Genomic DNA, 12,767 nt, shown 5'->3' with positions numbered 1-12,767 from the left:
TGCATCCCAGGGCGGCGGCAGCGCTCGGATCGGCAGGTGGTCAGGCCGGCTCGACGCGCAGCGTGGTGGCGCGCGCGCCGGGTGCCGTGATGTGGTCGACGGCCGAGCCGTTGCCGTACTTGGCGCGGTAGGCGGCGTCGACGGCGTCGTCGTGGCTGCCGTCGCGGACGAAGGTCACGTCGGCGCGGACTCCGCCGGAGTCGATCTGACCGGTGCCCGTGCGTTGCACGCCGCGGTACCAGGCACCGTCGACGCCCCGCACGGAGCGGATGTACAGATGGTCGTCCACGACGACGTGCCACACGATGCGGGGGGTGCGCAGCGTCCCGTCGGGGCGGTGGGCGGCGACGCGCAGCTCGCCGTCGGCGTCGATGGCCGCCAGGTCGGCGGAACTCCAGTCGCTCATGGTGCTGCTCCTTCGTGGTGAGGGGGCCATGTCGGCGGTCCTGCACGTCCCCTCAGGATCGATGGTGCGGTGGCGCGTCGCCTGCTCAGGCGGGGGCGTGCTCGTCCAGCGCGCGCAACGCGTTGAGGGTGCGCGGGTAGCCCACGTAGGGCAGCAGCTGGGTGATGACCGCCAGGAGCGTGGCGCGGTCGTTCCCGACGTCGAGGTTGGCGCGGACGTGACCGGCGACCTGGGGCTCGGCTCCGCCGAGGGCGATCAGCATGGCGAGGGTGAGCAGCTCGCGCGTGGGCACGTCGACCCCGTCGCGGGTGTAGTGATCGCCGAAGCAGTTCGCGGACAGGTACCGCTGGATGTGCTGCTCGTCGGCCGGCGCGTTCGCGTACATCGCGTCGACGGCGTCCGCGCCGACGATCTGCTTCTGCACCGCGAGCCCGGCCTCCGAGCGGGTGTCCGGCGTCGTGGTCGACTGGCCGGGCAGCGGCAGGCTGACACCGCGCTCGGTCAGGAGCGCGTTCGTCGCGTGCAGGAAGTCGAGCACGCGACCCATGCCGACGTACGGCACCGCCTGGTACACGACCTCCTTGACCTCGACCGGCGTGACGCCGACGGTCAGCGCGGCGCCGGCCATCACGCGGAACTCGTGCAGGGCACCGCAGGCGATGAGCGCGGCGAGCTGGACCATGAGCCTGGTGCGCACGGGCAGGGGAGCGTCGCGCTGCACCTCGTCGAACGCGAAGTTGTCGAAGTACTCGACGAGCTCCGGGTCGGTCCTTGCGAGCGTCGAGACGTGGTCGGGGAACAGCTCGTCGTGGTGGGCGCGTGCGGACGGTGTGGGGGCCATGACCACTCCTCGGGGCGGGGTCGGGGACACGGAAGGGAAGGGGGTGGGCGCCGGGGCGCCCACCCCCGGTGGTCAGGGCCGCAGGGCGACCTTGAGGGACTCGCGGGAGTCCATGAGGCGGTAGGCCTCGGCGACGTCCTCGAGCGGCAGGGTCGCGTCGAACACCCTGCCGGGGTCGATCTCCCCTGCGAGGACCTGGGCGATCGCTGCCTCCTGGTAGGCCCGCACCGGGGCGGGGCCACCGGCGAGGCGTGCGTTCTTCCCGAACAGGGACCCGAACCCGACGGGGGCGTCCTCGTACTGGGGGACGCCGACGCGGGAGATGATCCCGCCGGGGCGGACGACGCCGTAGGCCTGCTCGTAGGCGGGCATGTGGCCCACGGCTTCGAGCACGGCGTGCGAGCCTTCGCCTCCGGTGAGGTCCATGACCTTGCCGATGCCCTCGGCGCCACGCTCAGCGACGACGTCGGTCGCGCCGAACTCACGCCCCAGGTCGGTGCGCGCGGCGTGCCGGCCCATGAGGATGATCCGCTCGGCGCCGAGCTGCTTGGCGGCGAGCACGGCGGACAGCCCGACGGCTCCGTCACCGATCACGGTGACGATCTGGCCGGGCTGCACCTGTGCCATGTGCGCTGCGTGGTAGCCGGTGAGGTACACGTCGGACAGGGTGAGCAGGGAGTTCAGCAGTCCCTCGTCGGCGGTCGCCGGGTCGACGTCGGGGACGACGACGAGGCTGCCGTCGGCCAGCGGGATGCGGGCGAGCTCGGCCTGGAGGCCACCGGTCTCGCGGGAGCCGTACCATCCGCCGTGCACGCAGGAGGTCTGGAAGCCCTCCCGGCAGAACACGCACGTGTTGTCGGAGAACGCGAACGGGGCGATGACGAAGTCGCCCTTCTTGACGTTCGTCACGGCGCTGCCGGTCTCCTCGACGACGCCGATGAGCTCGTGGCCCATCGGGTTGCCCTGGGTCGCCCCACGCATGGAGTGGTAGGGGTGCAGGTCCGAACCGCAGACGCAGGCCCGCACGACGCGCACGATGGCGTCGGTGGGCTGCTGGAGGACGGGGTCGGGGACGGTCTCGATGCGGACGTCTCCGGCGCCGTACATGAGTGTTGCTCGCATGAGGTGGTGCCTCTCGGTGGTGCGGGGATGGATCGGGTGTGGCGGTCGCCGTCGGCGGTGCTGGTGCTCAGGCTTCGGGGATCTCGCGGCCGAAGGTCTCGAGCGTGATGTCGGCGGGGTCGGGACCGCCGCGGACGCCCGTGTCCAGGCCGTCGATCGCGGCCAGCTCGTCGCCCGTGAGCTCGAAGTCGGTGACGGCGAAGTTCTCGGCGATGCGCGCGGGGGTGACGGACTTGGGGATCGCGGAGCGGCCCTGCTGCAGGTGCCAGCGCAGCATCACCTGCGCGGGCGTCCTGCCGTGCGCGGTGGCGATCCGGCCGATCGTCGGGTCCTCGAGCGTGCTGCGACGCTCCTCGCCGTAGCCGGGGTAGAACGTGATGCCGCCGATCGGCGACCACGCCTGCGTGAGGATGCGGTGCTCGGCGTGCAGCTCCTGGAGGCCCTTCTGCTGGAAGTAGGGGTGGACCTCGATCTGGTTGACGGCCGGGACCACCGTGGTGGCCTCGAGGAGCGAGGTCAGGTGCTCGGGCATGAAGTTGCTGACGCCGATCGCGCGGACCTTGCCGTCGGCGAGCAGCGTCTCCAGCGCTCGGTAGGCCTCGATCGTCAGGTCGAACCGGCTCGGCAGCGCCTGGTGCAGGATCAGCAGGTCGATGGTCTCGATGCCGAGCTTTCCAGCGGACTTGTCGAACGCGTGCAGCGTCGCGTCGTAGCCGTAGTCGCTGATCCAGACCTTCGTCTCGACGAAGATCTCGTCGCGCTCGAGACCGGATCCGGCGATCGCGCGTCCGACCTCGCGCTCGTTGCCGTAGGCGGCGGCGGTGTCGATGTGCCGGTAGCCGGTACGCAGCGCCTCGGTGACCACGTCGACGGTCTCCTGCGGGGGCGTCTGGAAGACGCCGTACCCGAGGGCGGGCATCTCGGTGCCGTCGTTCAGTGTCAGAGTGGGGATCGGGTTCGTCGTCATGCCTTTCACGCTAGGAGGTTTCCGCCGGATGAGGCAGGTCCTGCTGGTACCCCGCTCGGACGTCACGACGTCGCGGCGCCGGTCCGCGCCAGCAGGGAGCCCCAGGTACCAGCAGAACCTCCCAGGAGCGGGGCGTCGGCCGTACCGTCGAAGGCATGGACCTGAAGGCCGAGACCCGCGAGTTCCTCACCAGCCGCCGGGCGCGCATCACCCCCGAGCGCGCAGGCCTGCCCGCGTACGGTGGCAACCGGCGTGTGCCGGGCCTGCGCCGTGAGGAGGTCGCGATGCTCGCGGGTGTGAGCGTCGACTACTACACGCGGCTCGAGCGCGGGAACCTGGGCGGTGTGTCCGAGGAGGTCCTCGAGGCCGTGTCCCAGGCGCTGCAGCTCGACGAGGCCGAGCACCACCACCTGTTCGATCTCGCCCGCGCGGCGAACCAGTCCGGGGCTGCCCGGTCACGCGCCAGGCGCACCTCTGCGCCCGTCCTCCGTCCGGTGGTCCAGCGGATCCTGGACTCGATGGAGGGCGCGCCGGCGTTCGTGCGCAACGGTCGGCTCGACGTGCTCGGGGCGAACACGCTGGGGCGGGCCCTGTACTCGCCCATGTACGAGTCGCCCGAGCGGATCGCGAAGAGGCCGGTCAACAGTGCCCGGTTCCAGTTCCTCGACGCGGAGGCGGCACGGGCATTCTGGGGGGACCGGTACGACCGCATCGCGCACGACGCGGTCGCGATCCTGCGGGCCGAGGCGGGCAAGAACCCGTACGACACGGCCCTCACCGGACTGGTCGGGGAGCTCTCCACACGCAGCGAGGACTTCCGCCGGCTGTGGGCGTCGCACGACGTGCGGCTGCACCGCACGGGCACCAAGGTGTTCCACCACCCCGCAGTGGGCACGCTCGAGCTCGACTACGAGGCCCTCGAGCTGCCCGCCGACACCGGCCTGCAGCTCAACGTCTACACCGCGGTCCCCGGGTCCCCGTCCGACGACGGGCTCAAGCTCCTCGCGTCCTGGGCCGCGACCCGCGAGCAGGAGGAACGCCCCGCCCCGTCCCGGTCCCCGTCCCAGTCCACGCTTCGAGGAGAAGAACGCTGATGCGTACCCTGCCGCGGGCCCCCACGACGAAGAACCCGCCCGAGCAGTTCACCGGCGACGTCTGGCTCGACATGATCGTCAGCCCGCTGGACGGCGATCAACGCACCGTCGTCGGACGCGTTCGCTTCGCCCCCGGTGCACGCACCGCCTGGCACGTCCACGCCCGCGGTCAGTTCCTCCATGTCGTCTCCGGTGTCGCGCTGGTCGGTACCAGGGACGGCGCGGTCGTCCGGGCCCTGCCCGGCGAGACGGTGTACTGCCCTCCGGGTGAGCAGCACTGGCACGGCGCTGCACCTGACTCCTTCATGGAACACCTCGCGATCTCGGAGGGTGCCGACGACCCTGCCCGGAGCACGACCTGGCTCGAGCACGTCACCGACACCGAGTACGCCGCCCGATGAGCGAGGCGGTGACCGTCTCCGTGAGGGGTCCTCACGCTCGGCGGGGTGGCCGACCGGCTCTCGCCCGGGCGGCCCCTGGAGGGGTGATCAGATGTTGAGGGCATCGCCGACCGGGACCCGGCTGACCCTGATGAGCCAGAAGCCGAGGGCCCCGACAGGGACGGTGACCGCGAAGATCCCCCACGCCCCTCCTCGTTCCCCGTGCACGAGGTTCCAGATCGCGACCGCGGCGAACAGGGCGGTGAGGGCCACCCCGGCCACGAACAGGAGCGCACCGATCAGCGCGACGAAGGGTCGTTCCCTGGGCTGCTTGGCCATCCGTGCGGTCCCTCTCGGTCGTCGCGCCCGGTCACCTGCCCGCAGGACGGGCCTCGGGGCAGAGCGGGCACCTCACAGTAGTGGGTCTCCCGGTGGCCCGTGCCGCTCGTGCCGCACCGTGCCCGACGGCGCCGCTCACCTGTGAGGCGAGCGGCGCCGTCGGGCAGTGGCTCACCCGGGCCGCAGCCCGGGCGGGACGCAGGTCAGCCCTGCGGCGCCCACGGTCCCCAGCGGTCGCCGGGGGCCTGGTTCCTCGTCCACCACTTGGCGGTGTACGTGGTGCCGTCGTGCGTCACGGTGTCCCCCGAGGAGTAGACGCGGGTCGGCTTCCACGCCCCGACGCCCTTCGAGTCGACGCCTGCGATCTCCTCCCACGGGCCCCACGGGTCCCCGGGGGTCTGGCCCGAGGTCCACCACTGGGCCCGCCAGACGGCGCCGCCGTACGTGACGATCGCTCCGCCCGCGTAGGCGGTCTTCTTCGACCACGCGGCCGGTTCGACGTACGTCGGCTGGGCCTGGGGGTTGAGCTCGTCCGTCAGGACCGACTTCGCGGCGTTGGTGACCGGGTCGTCGAGCAGCAGGACGTCGAGGCCCTTCTGGATGTCGTTCGAGATGATCGCGCCGTTGTACCAGTAGGCCGACCACGACCCGCCGAGGATCAGCCGGTCGGGCGACAGCGCGCCCCGGTCGAACCACGCGATCTCGACCGGGTTGGCCGAGTCCGTGAAGTCCCACACCGAGATCCCGCCCTGGTACCAGGCCTGGACCATGATGTCGCGGCCCGGGACGGGGATGAGCGAGCCGTTGTGCGCGACGCAGTTCTCGGTCGCGGCCTGCTCGCGCGGGATCTTGTAGTAGCTCTTGAACACGAGCTGTCCGTCGACGATGTCGTAGATCGCGTCCGCGCCCTTCTCGGGCCCGACCGTCGCGTTGCACGTGGGCGCGCCGCCGCCGCCGAGCTCGTCGGTGAAGACGACCTTGGTGCCCGCGTTGTTGAACGTCGCCGAGTGCCAGAACGCGAAGTTCGTCGTGTCCCGCACGACCTCGGTGACCACGGGGTGCGCACGGTCGGAGATGTCCATGAGGATGCCGTCGCCCATGCACGCGCCCGCCGCGATGTCCTTCGACGGGTAGGTCGTGATGTCGTGGCACCCGGACGTCGTGCTCGAGCCGTTGCCGCCCGGGTTGCCGCCGTCGGGGAAGAGGACGGGCGTCGAGACGAGCTCGGCCGACTCCGGGTCGTCGACCGGGATCTGCACGACGCTGATGAGGTCGTGCGGCGGCTTGCAGTCGGGGAACGCGGCGTTGGGAGAGTAGGACGAGACGTAGACGAACAGGTCCTTGCCGTCCTTCGACGGGGCGAGCGAGTTCGTGTGCGAGCCGCACTGGGTCTCGACGGCCGACACGTACCGGGGCGACGTCGGGTCGGAGATGTCGAAGACCTTCAGGCCCTCCCAGGACTCCTTGATCGTCGCGCTCTGGGCGACGTTGTCGCACGAGGCGTTGCTGCGCGAGGAGTCGGTGCTCAGGACGAGCAGGTCGCCGTAGACCGAGATGTCGTTCTGGGAGCCGGCGCAGACGACCTGCGCGACCTGCTGGGGGTTCGTCGGGTCGGCGACGTCGTAGACCGTGAACCCGCCGTAGTTGCCGGCGAACGCGTAGCGGCCCTGGAAGGCGAGGTCGCTGTTGTACTGGCCCTCGGGCGCGAAGGCCCCGTTCTTGGGGATGTTGGCGACGAGGGTGAGGTTAGGGCTGCCGGCGATCTCCCCGGGGGCCAGGACGTCGGTGGCCTGGGCGAGGGGAGCGAGGCGTTGCGCGGGAAGGGAGGACGGAGCCTGCTCGAGGAGCTCGGCCACCGCCTCCGGAGATCCGTCGGACGGTTCGGCGTACGCGCCCGACGCGACCGCGAGCGAGGAGACGGCGAGGGTTGCGGCCACGGACGAGGCGAGCAGTACCCGGTTCTTGCGCCTGTGCGTTCTTCGATGCACGAGGGAAACACCTCCTTGGTAGGGTTCTGCGCATTCTGACCGTCAAATGTGACATGCACCACTTAAACGGGATGGTTCCGGCGAGGTTTTACACGGAGGGAACAGAGCCGATGCGGAGTTTTCCCGCTGGAAACGCAGGGTGGGCGAGCGCCCCACGTCCGGGCGCCCGAACGCTGACCTGGGGGTTCGTCGTCGTCGGGCTGGCGCTCGGGGTCTCGGGGTGCACGGGCGAGGCGGCACCGACCTCGACGCCGTCGAGCGTCGTCGTCCAGCCAGGGCTGCCGGGGGAGGGGAACGCGACCGTCGCACCCGAGGACTTCGACGGTGCCCCGGCGGAGGGTTCCTGGAACCAGGCGGACGTCGGGTTCGTCGCGGGGATGATCGAGCACCACCTGCAGGCCCTGGAGATCGCCGCGCTCGCACCGGACCGCGCGGAGTCCGACGCCGTCCGCGCCTTCGCCGAGCGCGTCACCGCCGGGCAGGGACCGGAGATCCATGCGCTCGCGTCGTGGCTGCAGGCGCGCGACGTCGAGGTGCCCGAGGGAGCCGAGACCGCGGGCGGCACGGGCCCGCGCGTCCCCGACGGTGCGGACGGTGGGCACGGGACCCACGGCGAGGCCGCCGTCGGGATGCTCACCGACGAGCAGATGGCGGCGCTCGCGGCAGCGAGCGGGGCGGCGTTCGACCGGCTCTTCCTCGAGGGCATGATCGCGCACCACGAGGGCGCGCTCGACATGGTCGACGTCGTGCTCGTCGACGGTCAGGACCTGTTCGCGCACGAGATCGCCGCCGAGACGGCGTCGGGCCAGGGCGGCGAGATCGACCGGATGCGCGATCTCCTCGACGGGCTCTGAGCCCGGGGTAGCGGCAGTCCGTCAGGTGTTGCGCCCTCCGGGCCCCCGTACGACCATCGAGGGACGCGACGGACGAGCCTCTCGACCGGGGGCCGGCCGCATCCTCCGCACGCGAGTCCCGAGATCTCCCGACGGGCGCTGCCAGGTCCGGTGCGCCAGTGAGGAAGCTGCGATGAGCGACGCCACGTCCCGTGCCACGACGACGAGCGAGCCGGAGATCGTGCTCTCCAAGGGCACCGTCTACGTGATCTTCAGCTCCCTGCTGGCCGCGATGTTCCTGTCCGCGCTGGACCAGTCGGTCGTGGGCACGGCGCTGCCGACCATCGTGGGGGACCTCGGCGCCGCGCAGGACGAGGGCTGGATCATCACGGCCTACCTGCTGGCGATCGCGATCGTGATGCCGATCTACGGCAAGATCGGCGACGTGCGCGGGCGACGCCTGCCCTTCCTGGTCGCGATCGCGATCTTCGTGGTGGGGTCGACCGGGTCCGCGCTGTCGGGCTCGTTCGTCGAGCTCGTGGTGTGGCGCTCGGTCCAGGGGCTGGGGGCCGGGGGCCTCGTGATCCTGAGCCAGGCGATCATCGCCGACATCGTCTCGGCCAGGGACCGCGGCAAGTACATGGGGCCCATGGGTGCGGTCTTCGGCATCGCGACGGTCGCCGGCCCGCTGCTGGGCGGCTGGTTCACCGAGGGCCCCGGGTGGCGCTGGTGCTTCTGGCTCAACGTGCCGATCGGGCTGACCGCGCTGGCGATCGCCTGGTTCAAGCTCCGGCTCCCGTCCCGCACGCCGAGCCGCCGGTTCGACGTCGGCGGTGCGGTCCTGATGGCCGTCACGACCGCGGGCATCGTGCTCCTCACGAGCTGGAGCACGATCTCGAGCGACAAGAAGTACGACTGGAGCAGCCCCGCCCTGCTGACGGTGCTGGTCGTGGCGGTGCTCGCGCTCGTCGGGTTCCTCGTGGTCGAGACCAGGGCGGCCGACCCTCTCATCCCGCTGCACCTGTTCAAGAGCCCGACGTTCTCCGTGTCGGTCTCGATCGCCCTGGTGCTGGGCATGACGATGTTCGCGGCGCTGTCGTTCCTGCCGACCTTCCTGCAGATGGCGCAGGGCTACGGCGCCACGGAGTCCGGGCTGCTCATGCTGCCCATGACGGTCGGGCTGATGATCACGGCGATCGGCTCGGGCCTGCTGATCGCGCGCACGGGACGGTACAAGATCTACCCGATCCTGGGGATGGGCATCGCGACGATCGGCCTGGTCCTGCTGACGCAGCTCACGGCAGACATCTCGATGGTGACCTTCGGCGCGATGATCTTCGTGCTCGGGTTCGGGCTGGGGCTCGTGCTGCAGACCATCGTCATCGCGGTGCAGAACTCGGTCGCCCCCGAGATGGTCGGGGTGGCGACGTCGACGAACAACTTCCTGCGGGAGATCGGTGCCGCGGTCGGCACGAGCGTGTTCTCGACCGTGTTCACCACGAGGCTCGCGACGAACCTGACCGACGCGGCCAAGGGCCTGCCCCCGAGCGACGTCCCGGCGAACTTCGGCCCGGACACCCTCACCCCGGAGGCGGTCAAGGGGTTGCCGGCCCAGCTGCACGACGTCGTCGTCACGGCCTACACCGACGCACTGGCCCCCGCGTTCTGGTACCTGGTCCCGCTCGGCGTGGTGGGGTTCGTCATCGCCTTCTTCATGAAGGAGATCAAGCTGTCGGACAAGGCGGGCCTGGTGGCCAGGGGAGCGGCCGTCGAGCGGTGAGCGGCGCCGTCGGGGCAGGGGGCCCGGGCGGGCGCGACGATCGACACCTCCCGCACCGGCCTCCAGTCTCCGAGTGCGCCCTCGCGAACGTGGTGGGAGCATCACGGAGGGTTCCAGAGACGGGCGGTGCGCGATGGACGTCGACGACGTCGAACAGGTGGCTGCGACCGGGGCGCTGCCCCGGTGGGACCGCGTCGAGCACCTGGTCGTCGAGGCGCACGCCCGGTACCGCGACCTCACGGCCGGAGCCGTCGCCGACTACATCCCGGTCCTGGCCACGGCAGACCCCGCGCTGTTCGGTGTGAGCGTCGCCGTGGTCGACGGCGAGATGCACGAGGCGGGGGACACGGGCGTGGAGTTCTCGGTGCAGTCGATCTCCAAGGCGTTCGTCTACGCACTCGTGTGCGAGGCCTACGGGCACGACGCCGTGCGGGACCGCGTCGGTGTCAACAACACCGGGCTCCCGTTCAACTCGGTCATGGCGCTCGAGCTCAACGACGGGCACCCCATGAACCCCATGGTCAACGCCGGCGCTCTCGCGGCGACCGCGATGATGCCTGGCGGGACGCCCGCCGAGCAGTGGGAGAACGTCCGGACGGGACTCTCGCGCTTCGCGGGCCGGTCGCTCGAGCTCGACGGCGTCGTCTACCGGTCCGAGTCCGAGACCAACATCCGCAACAGGGCCATCGCGCGCCTGCTCGAGAGCTACGGACGGATCCAGACCGACCCGCTCGAGGTCGTCGACGTGTACACGCGCCAGTGTGCGCTGCGCGTGACGGCCCGCGACCTGGCAGTCATGGGCGCGACTCTTGCCGACGGCGGGGTCAACCCCGTCACCGGGGAGCGGGTCGTCTCGGCGCAGGTCTGCCGGGACACCCTCGCGGTGCTGGCCTCGACGGGCCTGTACGAGCGGTCGGGGGAGTGGCTCTTCGAGATCGGGCTCCCCGCGAAGTCGGGGGTCGCCGGGGGCGTCGTCGCGGTGGCGCCGGGAAAAGGGGCGATCGGGACGTTCTCTCCACCGCTGGACTCCGCGGGCAACAGCGTCCGGGGTCAGCGCGCGACGGCCTACCTGTCCCGCGCCCTCGGGCTCAACCTCTTCGCGTCGTCCGTGCACGTCCCGGAGAAGACGGAGTCCCGCTCGTGAACGCTCATCCTGGGTGCCTCTCGCGCGTCCCCGCGGCGGCCGGGCTCGGCGACGTCGTCGAGCGGCGCCAGGGCTCGGCGGGCGAGCGCCCCGCGGCGACCCCGGCCATCATGGGGGCATGACCTCCCTGTTGCAGGTCGTCCGCTCCCTGGTCGCCCCGCTCACGCGCACGCGGGCCTTCCGCAGGGCCGGGCCGGTCGTGCTGCCGCCGGTCGAGCGGTTCCTCGCGCGCGTGTCGGGCGGGCGGTGGCAGATCAGCGCGATCCTGGTCCCGTCGCTCGTCCTGCACACGACGGGTGCGCGATCGGGCGAGCCGCGCAGCACCTACCTCATGTACACGCCCGACGGTCACGGCCGGGCGATCGTCGCGGGCACGTCGTTCGCGCGCGACCGGCACCCCGCCTGGACGTACAACTTGCTGGCGCACCCTGACGCGTCGATCACGGTCCGTGGCCGGGACATGCGGGTGCGGGCGACGCTCGTCGAGCACGACGACGAGCGCGAGGCCGCGTGGGACCTGATCCAGGCGCAGTGGCCGGGGTACAGGGCCTACGAGCGGGACTCGGGGCGCGTGGTCCGCCTGTTCCGGCTCCAGCCGGTCGCGTGACCGGGGTGCCGAGGGGGCGGGTCGTCACCCCAGCGGCCCGACGACGGAGCGTTCCCCGGGCAGTCCCGTCGCCCGGTCGAGGGGCTCGCCTCGTCCGCGGGGCCACTCGCGGAAGTCGCGGAACGCGACCGGCACGCCGTGCGCCACGGAGAAGTCGGCGCTGTCCGTGACCTGCAGGTGCACGTGCGGCTGGGTCGAGTTCCCGGAGTTTCCGCACTCGGCGAGCGGCTGCCCGACGCGCACCTCGTCGCCCACCCGGACCCGCAGGGACCCGCGTCGCAGGTGGACGAGGGACACGAACGCGCCGGGGCCTCGCAGCGCGACGGTCACGTGGTTCCCGGCGACGGCGTGCACTCCCTCGCGGAGCCGAGCCGCGGCCCCCAGCGCGTAGGGCACGAGCGCCGCCTGGGAGCGACGGGCCGCGTGGTCCTCCTCGCCGTCGTGCACCTGGACCACGACGCCGTCCGCCGGCGCGAGGATCGAGCGACCGAACGCGACGAAGCGCTCGGGAGGCTCGGTCGCCAGGATGGTGCGCCAGTCGCGGACGGTCGCCGTGCGGCCCCGGTCGTCGACGCCCACGAAGTCGATCGCGAACCGCTGGCCCAGGACGTCGACGCCGTGGCTGGGCACGCGCCGGGCCGGGCTGTTCTGCACGAGCCACCGCCCGCGGAACGGCAGCGCGAGGGTCACGGTCATGCGGTCAGGGGAGGTCGGTCCGCGCACGTCGCAGGGCGCTGAACGCCCCCGTCGACCACAGCGCCCACGCGACGAGCACGGGCTGGAAGAACAACCGCCCGAACCGCTTGGCGTCGGTGTCGAGCCCGAACCCGTCCTTGTGCTCGAGCCACTGCCCGATGTTCCCGGGAAAGATCACGACGAAGAACGCCGCCGCGACCAGCCCCACCGCGACGCGTCGCCTCGAGAGCACCACGAGGGACGAGCCGAGCGCGATCTCGACCGCCCCCGACGCGAGGACCGTGACGTCCTCGTCCACCGGGAACCAGTCCGGCACCTGGGCCTGGAACTCCTCGCGCGAGAAGGTCAGGTGGCTGATCCCGGCGAACACGAGGGCCAGTCCGAGCGCGACGCGCCCGATCCGGCGAGGCAGGGTGTCAGGCGGTGGGTCGGCGGTCAGCAGTTTCGTCATGCGGCCATGGTCCTCGCGGTCGGGGCGGCTGGCATCCGGGAACCTGCGGCTCGCCGTCCGCGGTCGGGACCCGCACCCGGCGGGTCCGGAGTTCCGCTAGTGTGCGGCCGTCGGCAGGG

At 71.6% G+C, this 12,767-nt stretch carries 15 protein-coding genes; 7 read left to right on the top strand and 8 right to left on the bottom strand.

Features of this window, described 5'->3' with window-relative positions:
• Positions 1-40 precede the first annotated feature (40 nt).
• From JOD48_RS00635 to JOD48_RS00620, 4 genes are all read right to left on the bottom strand, one after another.
• On the bottom strand, positions 41-406 hold the full coding sequence (locus JOD48_RS00635; protein ID WP_204806725.1) for a DUF2255 family protein: 366 nt from the start codon (positions 404-406) through the stop codon (positions 41-43).
• Positions 407-491: 85 nt separating this feature from the next.
• Positions 492-1,247, bottom strand: a complete 756-nt coding sequence (locus tag JOD48_RS00630) for a carboxymuconolactone decarboxylase family protein (protein ID WP_204806723.1) — start codon at positions 1,245-1,247, stop codon at positions 492-494.
• Positions 1,248-1,319: 72 nt separating this feature from the next.
• Entirely contained in the window at positions 1,320-2,369 is a 1,050-nt protein-coding gene (locus tag JOD48_RS00625; protein ID WP_204806720.1) for a zinc-dependent alcohol dehydrogenase family protein, read from the bottom strand.
• A gap of 67 nt (positions 2,370-2,436) precedes the next feature.
• On the bottom strand, positions 2,437-3,336 hold the full coding sequence (locus JOD48_RS00620; protein ID WP_239527305.1) for an aldo/keto reductase: 900 nt from the start codon (positions 3,334-3,336) through the stop codon (positions 2,437-2,439).
• 155 nt (positions 3,337-3,491) lie between these two features.
• Between JOD48_RS00620 and JOD48_RS00615 the strand changes: the two genes are divergently transcribed.
• Both JOD48_RS00615 and JOD48_RS00610 read left to right on the top strand, forming a co-directional pair.
• The gene (locus JOD48_RS00615; protein ID WP_204806718.1) at positions 3,492-4,430 is read left to right on the top strand and encodes a helix-turn-helix transcriptional regulator; all 939 of its coding nucleotides are present in this window, start codon (positions 3,492-3,494) and stop codon (positions 4,428-4,430) included.
• Positions 4,430-4,831, top strand: a complete 402-nt coding sequence (locus JOD48_RS00610; protein WP_204806716.1) for a (R)-mandelonitrile lyase — start codon at positions 4,430-4,432, stop codon at positions 4,829-4,831. The genes JOD48_RS00615 and JOD48_RS00610 overlap by 1 nt, the downstream gene beginning before the upstream one ends.
• A gap of 87 nt (positions 4,832-4,918) precedes the next feature.
• Here the strand turns inward: JOD48_RS00610 and JOD48_RS00605 are convergent, their stop codons facing one another.
• Both JOD48_RS00605 and JOD48_RS00600 read right to left on the bottom strand, forming a co-directional pair.
• Entirely contained in the window at positions 4,919-5,149 is a 231-nt protein-coding gene (locus tag JOD48_RS00605; protein WP_204806713.1) for a hypothetical protein, read from the bottom strand.
• Between the two features lie 203 nt (positions 5,150-5,352).
• Positions 5,353-7,086, bottom strand: coding sequence for a carbohydrate-binding protein (locus tag JOD48_RS00600; protein WP_204806711.1), 1,734 nt, complete (start codon positions 7,084-7,086; stop codon positions 5,353-5,355).
• A gap of 161 nt (positions 7,087-7,247) precedes the next feature.
• On the opposite strand from JOD48_RS00600, the gene JOD48_RS00595 reads away from it, so the two are divergent.
• The 5 genes from JOD48_RS00595 (at position 7,248) to JOD48_RS00580 (ending at position 11,501) form a co-directional block, all read left to right on the top strand.
• The gene (locus tag JOD48_RS00595; RefSeq protein ID WP_204806709.1) at positions 7,248-7,991 is read left to right on the top strand and encodes a DUF305 domain-containing protein; all 744 of its coding nucleotides are present in this window, start codon (positions 7,248-7,250) and stop codon (positions 7,989-7,991) included.
• Positions 7,992-8,163: 172 nt separating this feature from the next.
• Positions 8,164-9,750, top strand: coding sequence for an MDR family MFS transporter (locus JOD48_RS00590; RefSeq protein ID WP_204806706.1), 1,587 nt, complete (start codon positions 8,164-8,166; stop codon positions 9,748-9,750).
• Between the two features lie 133 nt (positions 9,751-9,883).
• Positions 9,884-10,894 (top strand): glutaminase A, encoded by a 1,011-nt coding sequence (glsA, locus tag JOD48_RS00585; protein ID WP_191791199.1) that lies wholly within the window; start codon positions 9,884-9,886, stop codon positions 10,892-10,894.
• On the top strand, positions 10,891-11,016 hold the full coding sequence (locus JOD48_RS19815) for a hypothetical protein (protein WP_275581426.1): 126 nt from the start codon (positions 10,891-10,893) through the stop codon (positions 11,014-11,016). Before glsA ends, JOD48_RS19815 begins: the two co-directional genes overlap by 4 nt.
• Positions 11,013-11,501 (top strand): nitroreductase/quinone reductase family protein, encoded by a 489-nt coding sequence (locus tag JOD48_RS00580; RefSeq protein ID WP_191791198.1) that lies wholly within the window; start codon positions 11,013-11,015, stop codon positions 11,499-11,501. Before JOD48_RS19815 ends, JOD48_RS00580 begins: the two co-directional genes overlap by 4 nt.
• A gap of 24 nt (positions 11,502-11,525) precedes the next feature.
• On the opposite strand, the gene JOD48_RS00575 is transcribed toward JOD48_RS00580, so the two are convergent.
• Together JOD48_RS00575 and JOD48_RS00570 are read right to left on the bottom strand one after the other, a co-directional pair.
• Positions 11,526-12,197, bottom strand: a complete 672-nt coding sequence (locus tag JOD48_RS00575; protein ID WP_204806704.1) for a M23 family metallopeptidase — start codon at positions 12,195-12,197, stop codon at positions 11,526-11,528.
• A 4-nt stretch (positions 12,198-12,201) separates the two neighbouring features.
• Positions 12,202-12,648: a DoxX family protein gene (locus JOD48_RS00570; protein WP_204806702.1), complete on the bottom strand. Its 447-nt coding sequence runs from the start codon at positions 12,646-12,648 to the stop codon at positions 12,202-12,204.
• Positions 12,649-12,767 lie beyond the last annotated feature (119 nt).

The sequence above is a fragment of the Oerskovia paurometabola genome, assembly GCF_016907365.1.
GTDB classification, from domain to species: Bacteria; Actinomycetota; Actinomycetes; order Actinomycetales; family Cellulomonadaceae; genus Oerskovia; species Oerskovia paurometabola.
This window is presented reverse-complemented; position numbering and strand designations above follow the sequence as displayed.

Coding starts and splice junctions, on each gene's coding strand:
- JOD48_RS00590 (WP_204806706.1), top strand. CDS start 8,164: ATGAGCGACGCCACGTCCCGTGCCACGACGACGAGCGAGCCGGAGATC.
- JOD48_RS00610 (WP_204806716.1), top strand. CDS start 4,430: ATGCGTACCCTGCCGCGGGCCCCCACGACGAAGAACCCGCCCGAGCAG.
- JOD48_RS00570 (WP_204806702.1), bottom strand. CDS start 12,648: ATGACGAAACTGCTGACCGCCGACCCACCGCCTGACACCCTGCCTCGC.
- JOD48_RS00620 (WP_239527305.1), bottom strand. CDS start 3,336: ATGACGACGAACCCGATCCCCACTCTGACACTGAACGACGGCACCGAG.
- glsA (WP_191791199.1), top strand. CDS start 9,884: ATGGACGTCGACGACGTCGAACAGGTGGCTGCGACCGGGGCGCTGCCC.
- JOD48_RS00580 (WP_191791198.1), top strand. CDS start 11,013: ATGACCTCCCTGTTGCAGGTCGTCCGCTCCCTGGTCGCCCCGCTCACG.
- JOD48_RS00630 (WP_204806723.1), bottom strand. CDS start 1,247: ATGGCCCCCACACCGTCCGCACGCGCCCACCACGACGAGCTGTTCCCC.
- JOD48_RS00625 (WP_204806720.1), bottom strand. CDS start 2,369: ATGCGAGCAACACTCATGTACGGCGCCGGAGACGTCCGCATCGAGACC.
- JOD48_RS00595 (WP_204806709.1), top strand. CDS start 7,248: ATGCGGAGTTTTCCCGCTGGAAACGCAGGGTGGGCGAGCGCCCCACGT.
- JOD48_RS00605 (WP_204806713.1), bottom strand. CDS start 5,149: ATGGCCAAGCAGCCCAGGGAACGACCCTTCGTCGCGCTGATCGGTGCG.
- JOD48_RS00615 (WP_204806718.1), top strand. CDS start 3,492: ATGGACCTGAAGGCCGAGACCCGCGAGTTCCTCACCAGCCGCCGGGCG.
- JOD48_RS00635 (WP_204806725.1), bottom strand. CDS start 406: ATGAGCGACTGGAGTTCCGCCGACCTGGCGGCCATCGACGCCGACGGC.
- JOD48_RS00575 (WP_204806704.1), bottom strand. CDS start 12,197: ATGACCGTGACCCTCGCGCTGCCGTTCCGCGGGCGGTGGCTCGTGCAG.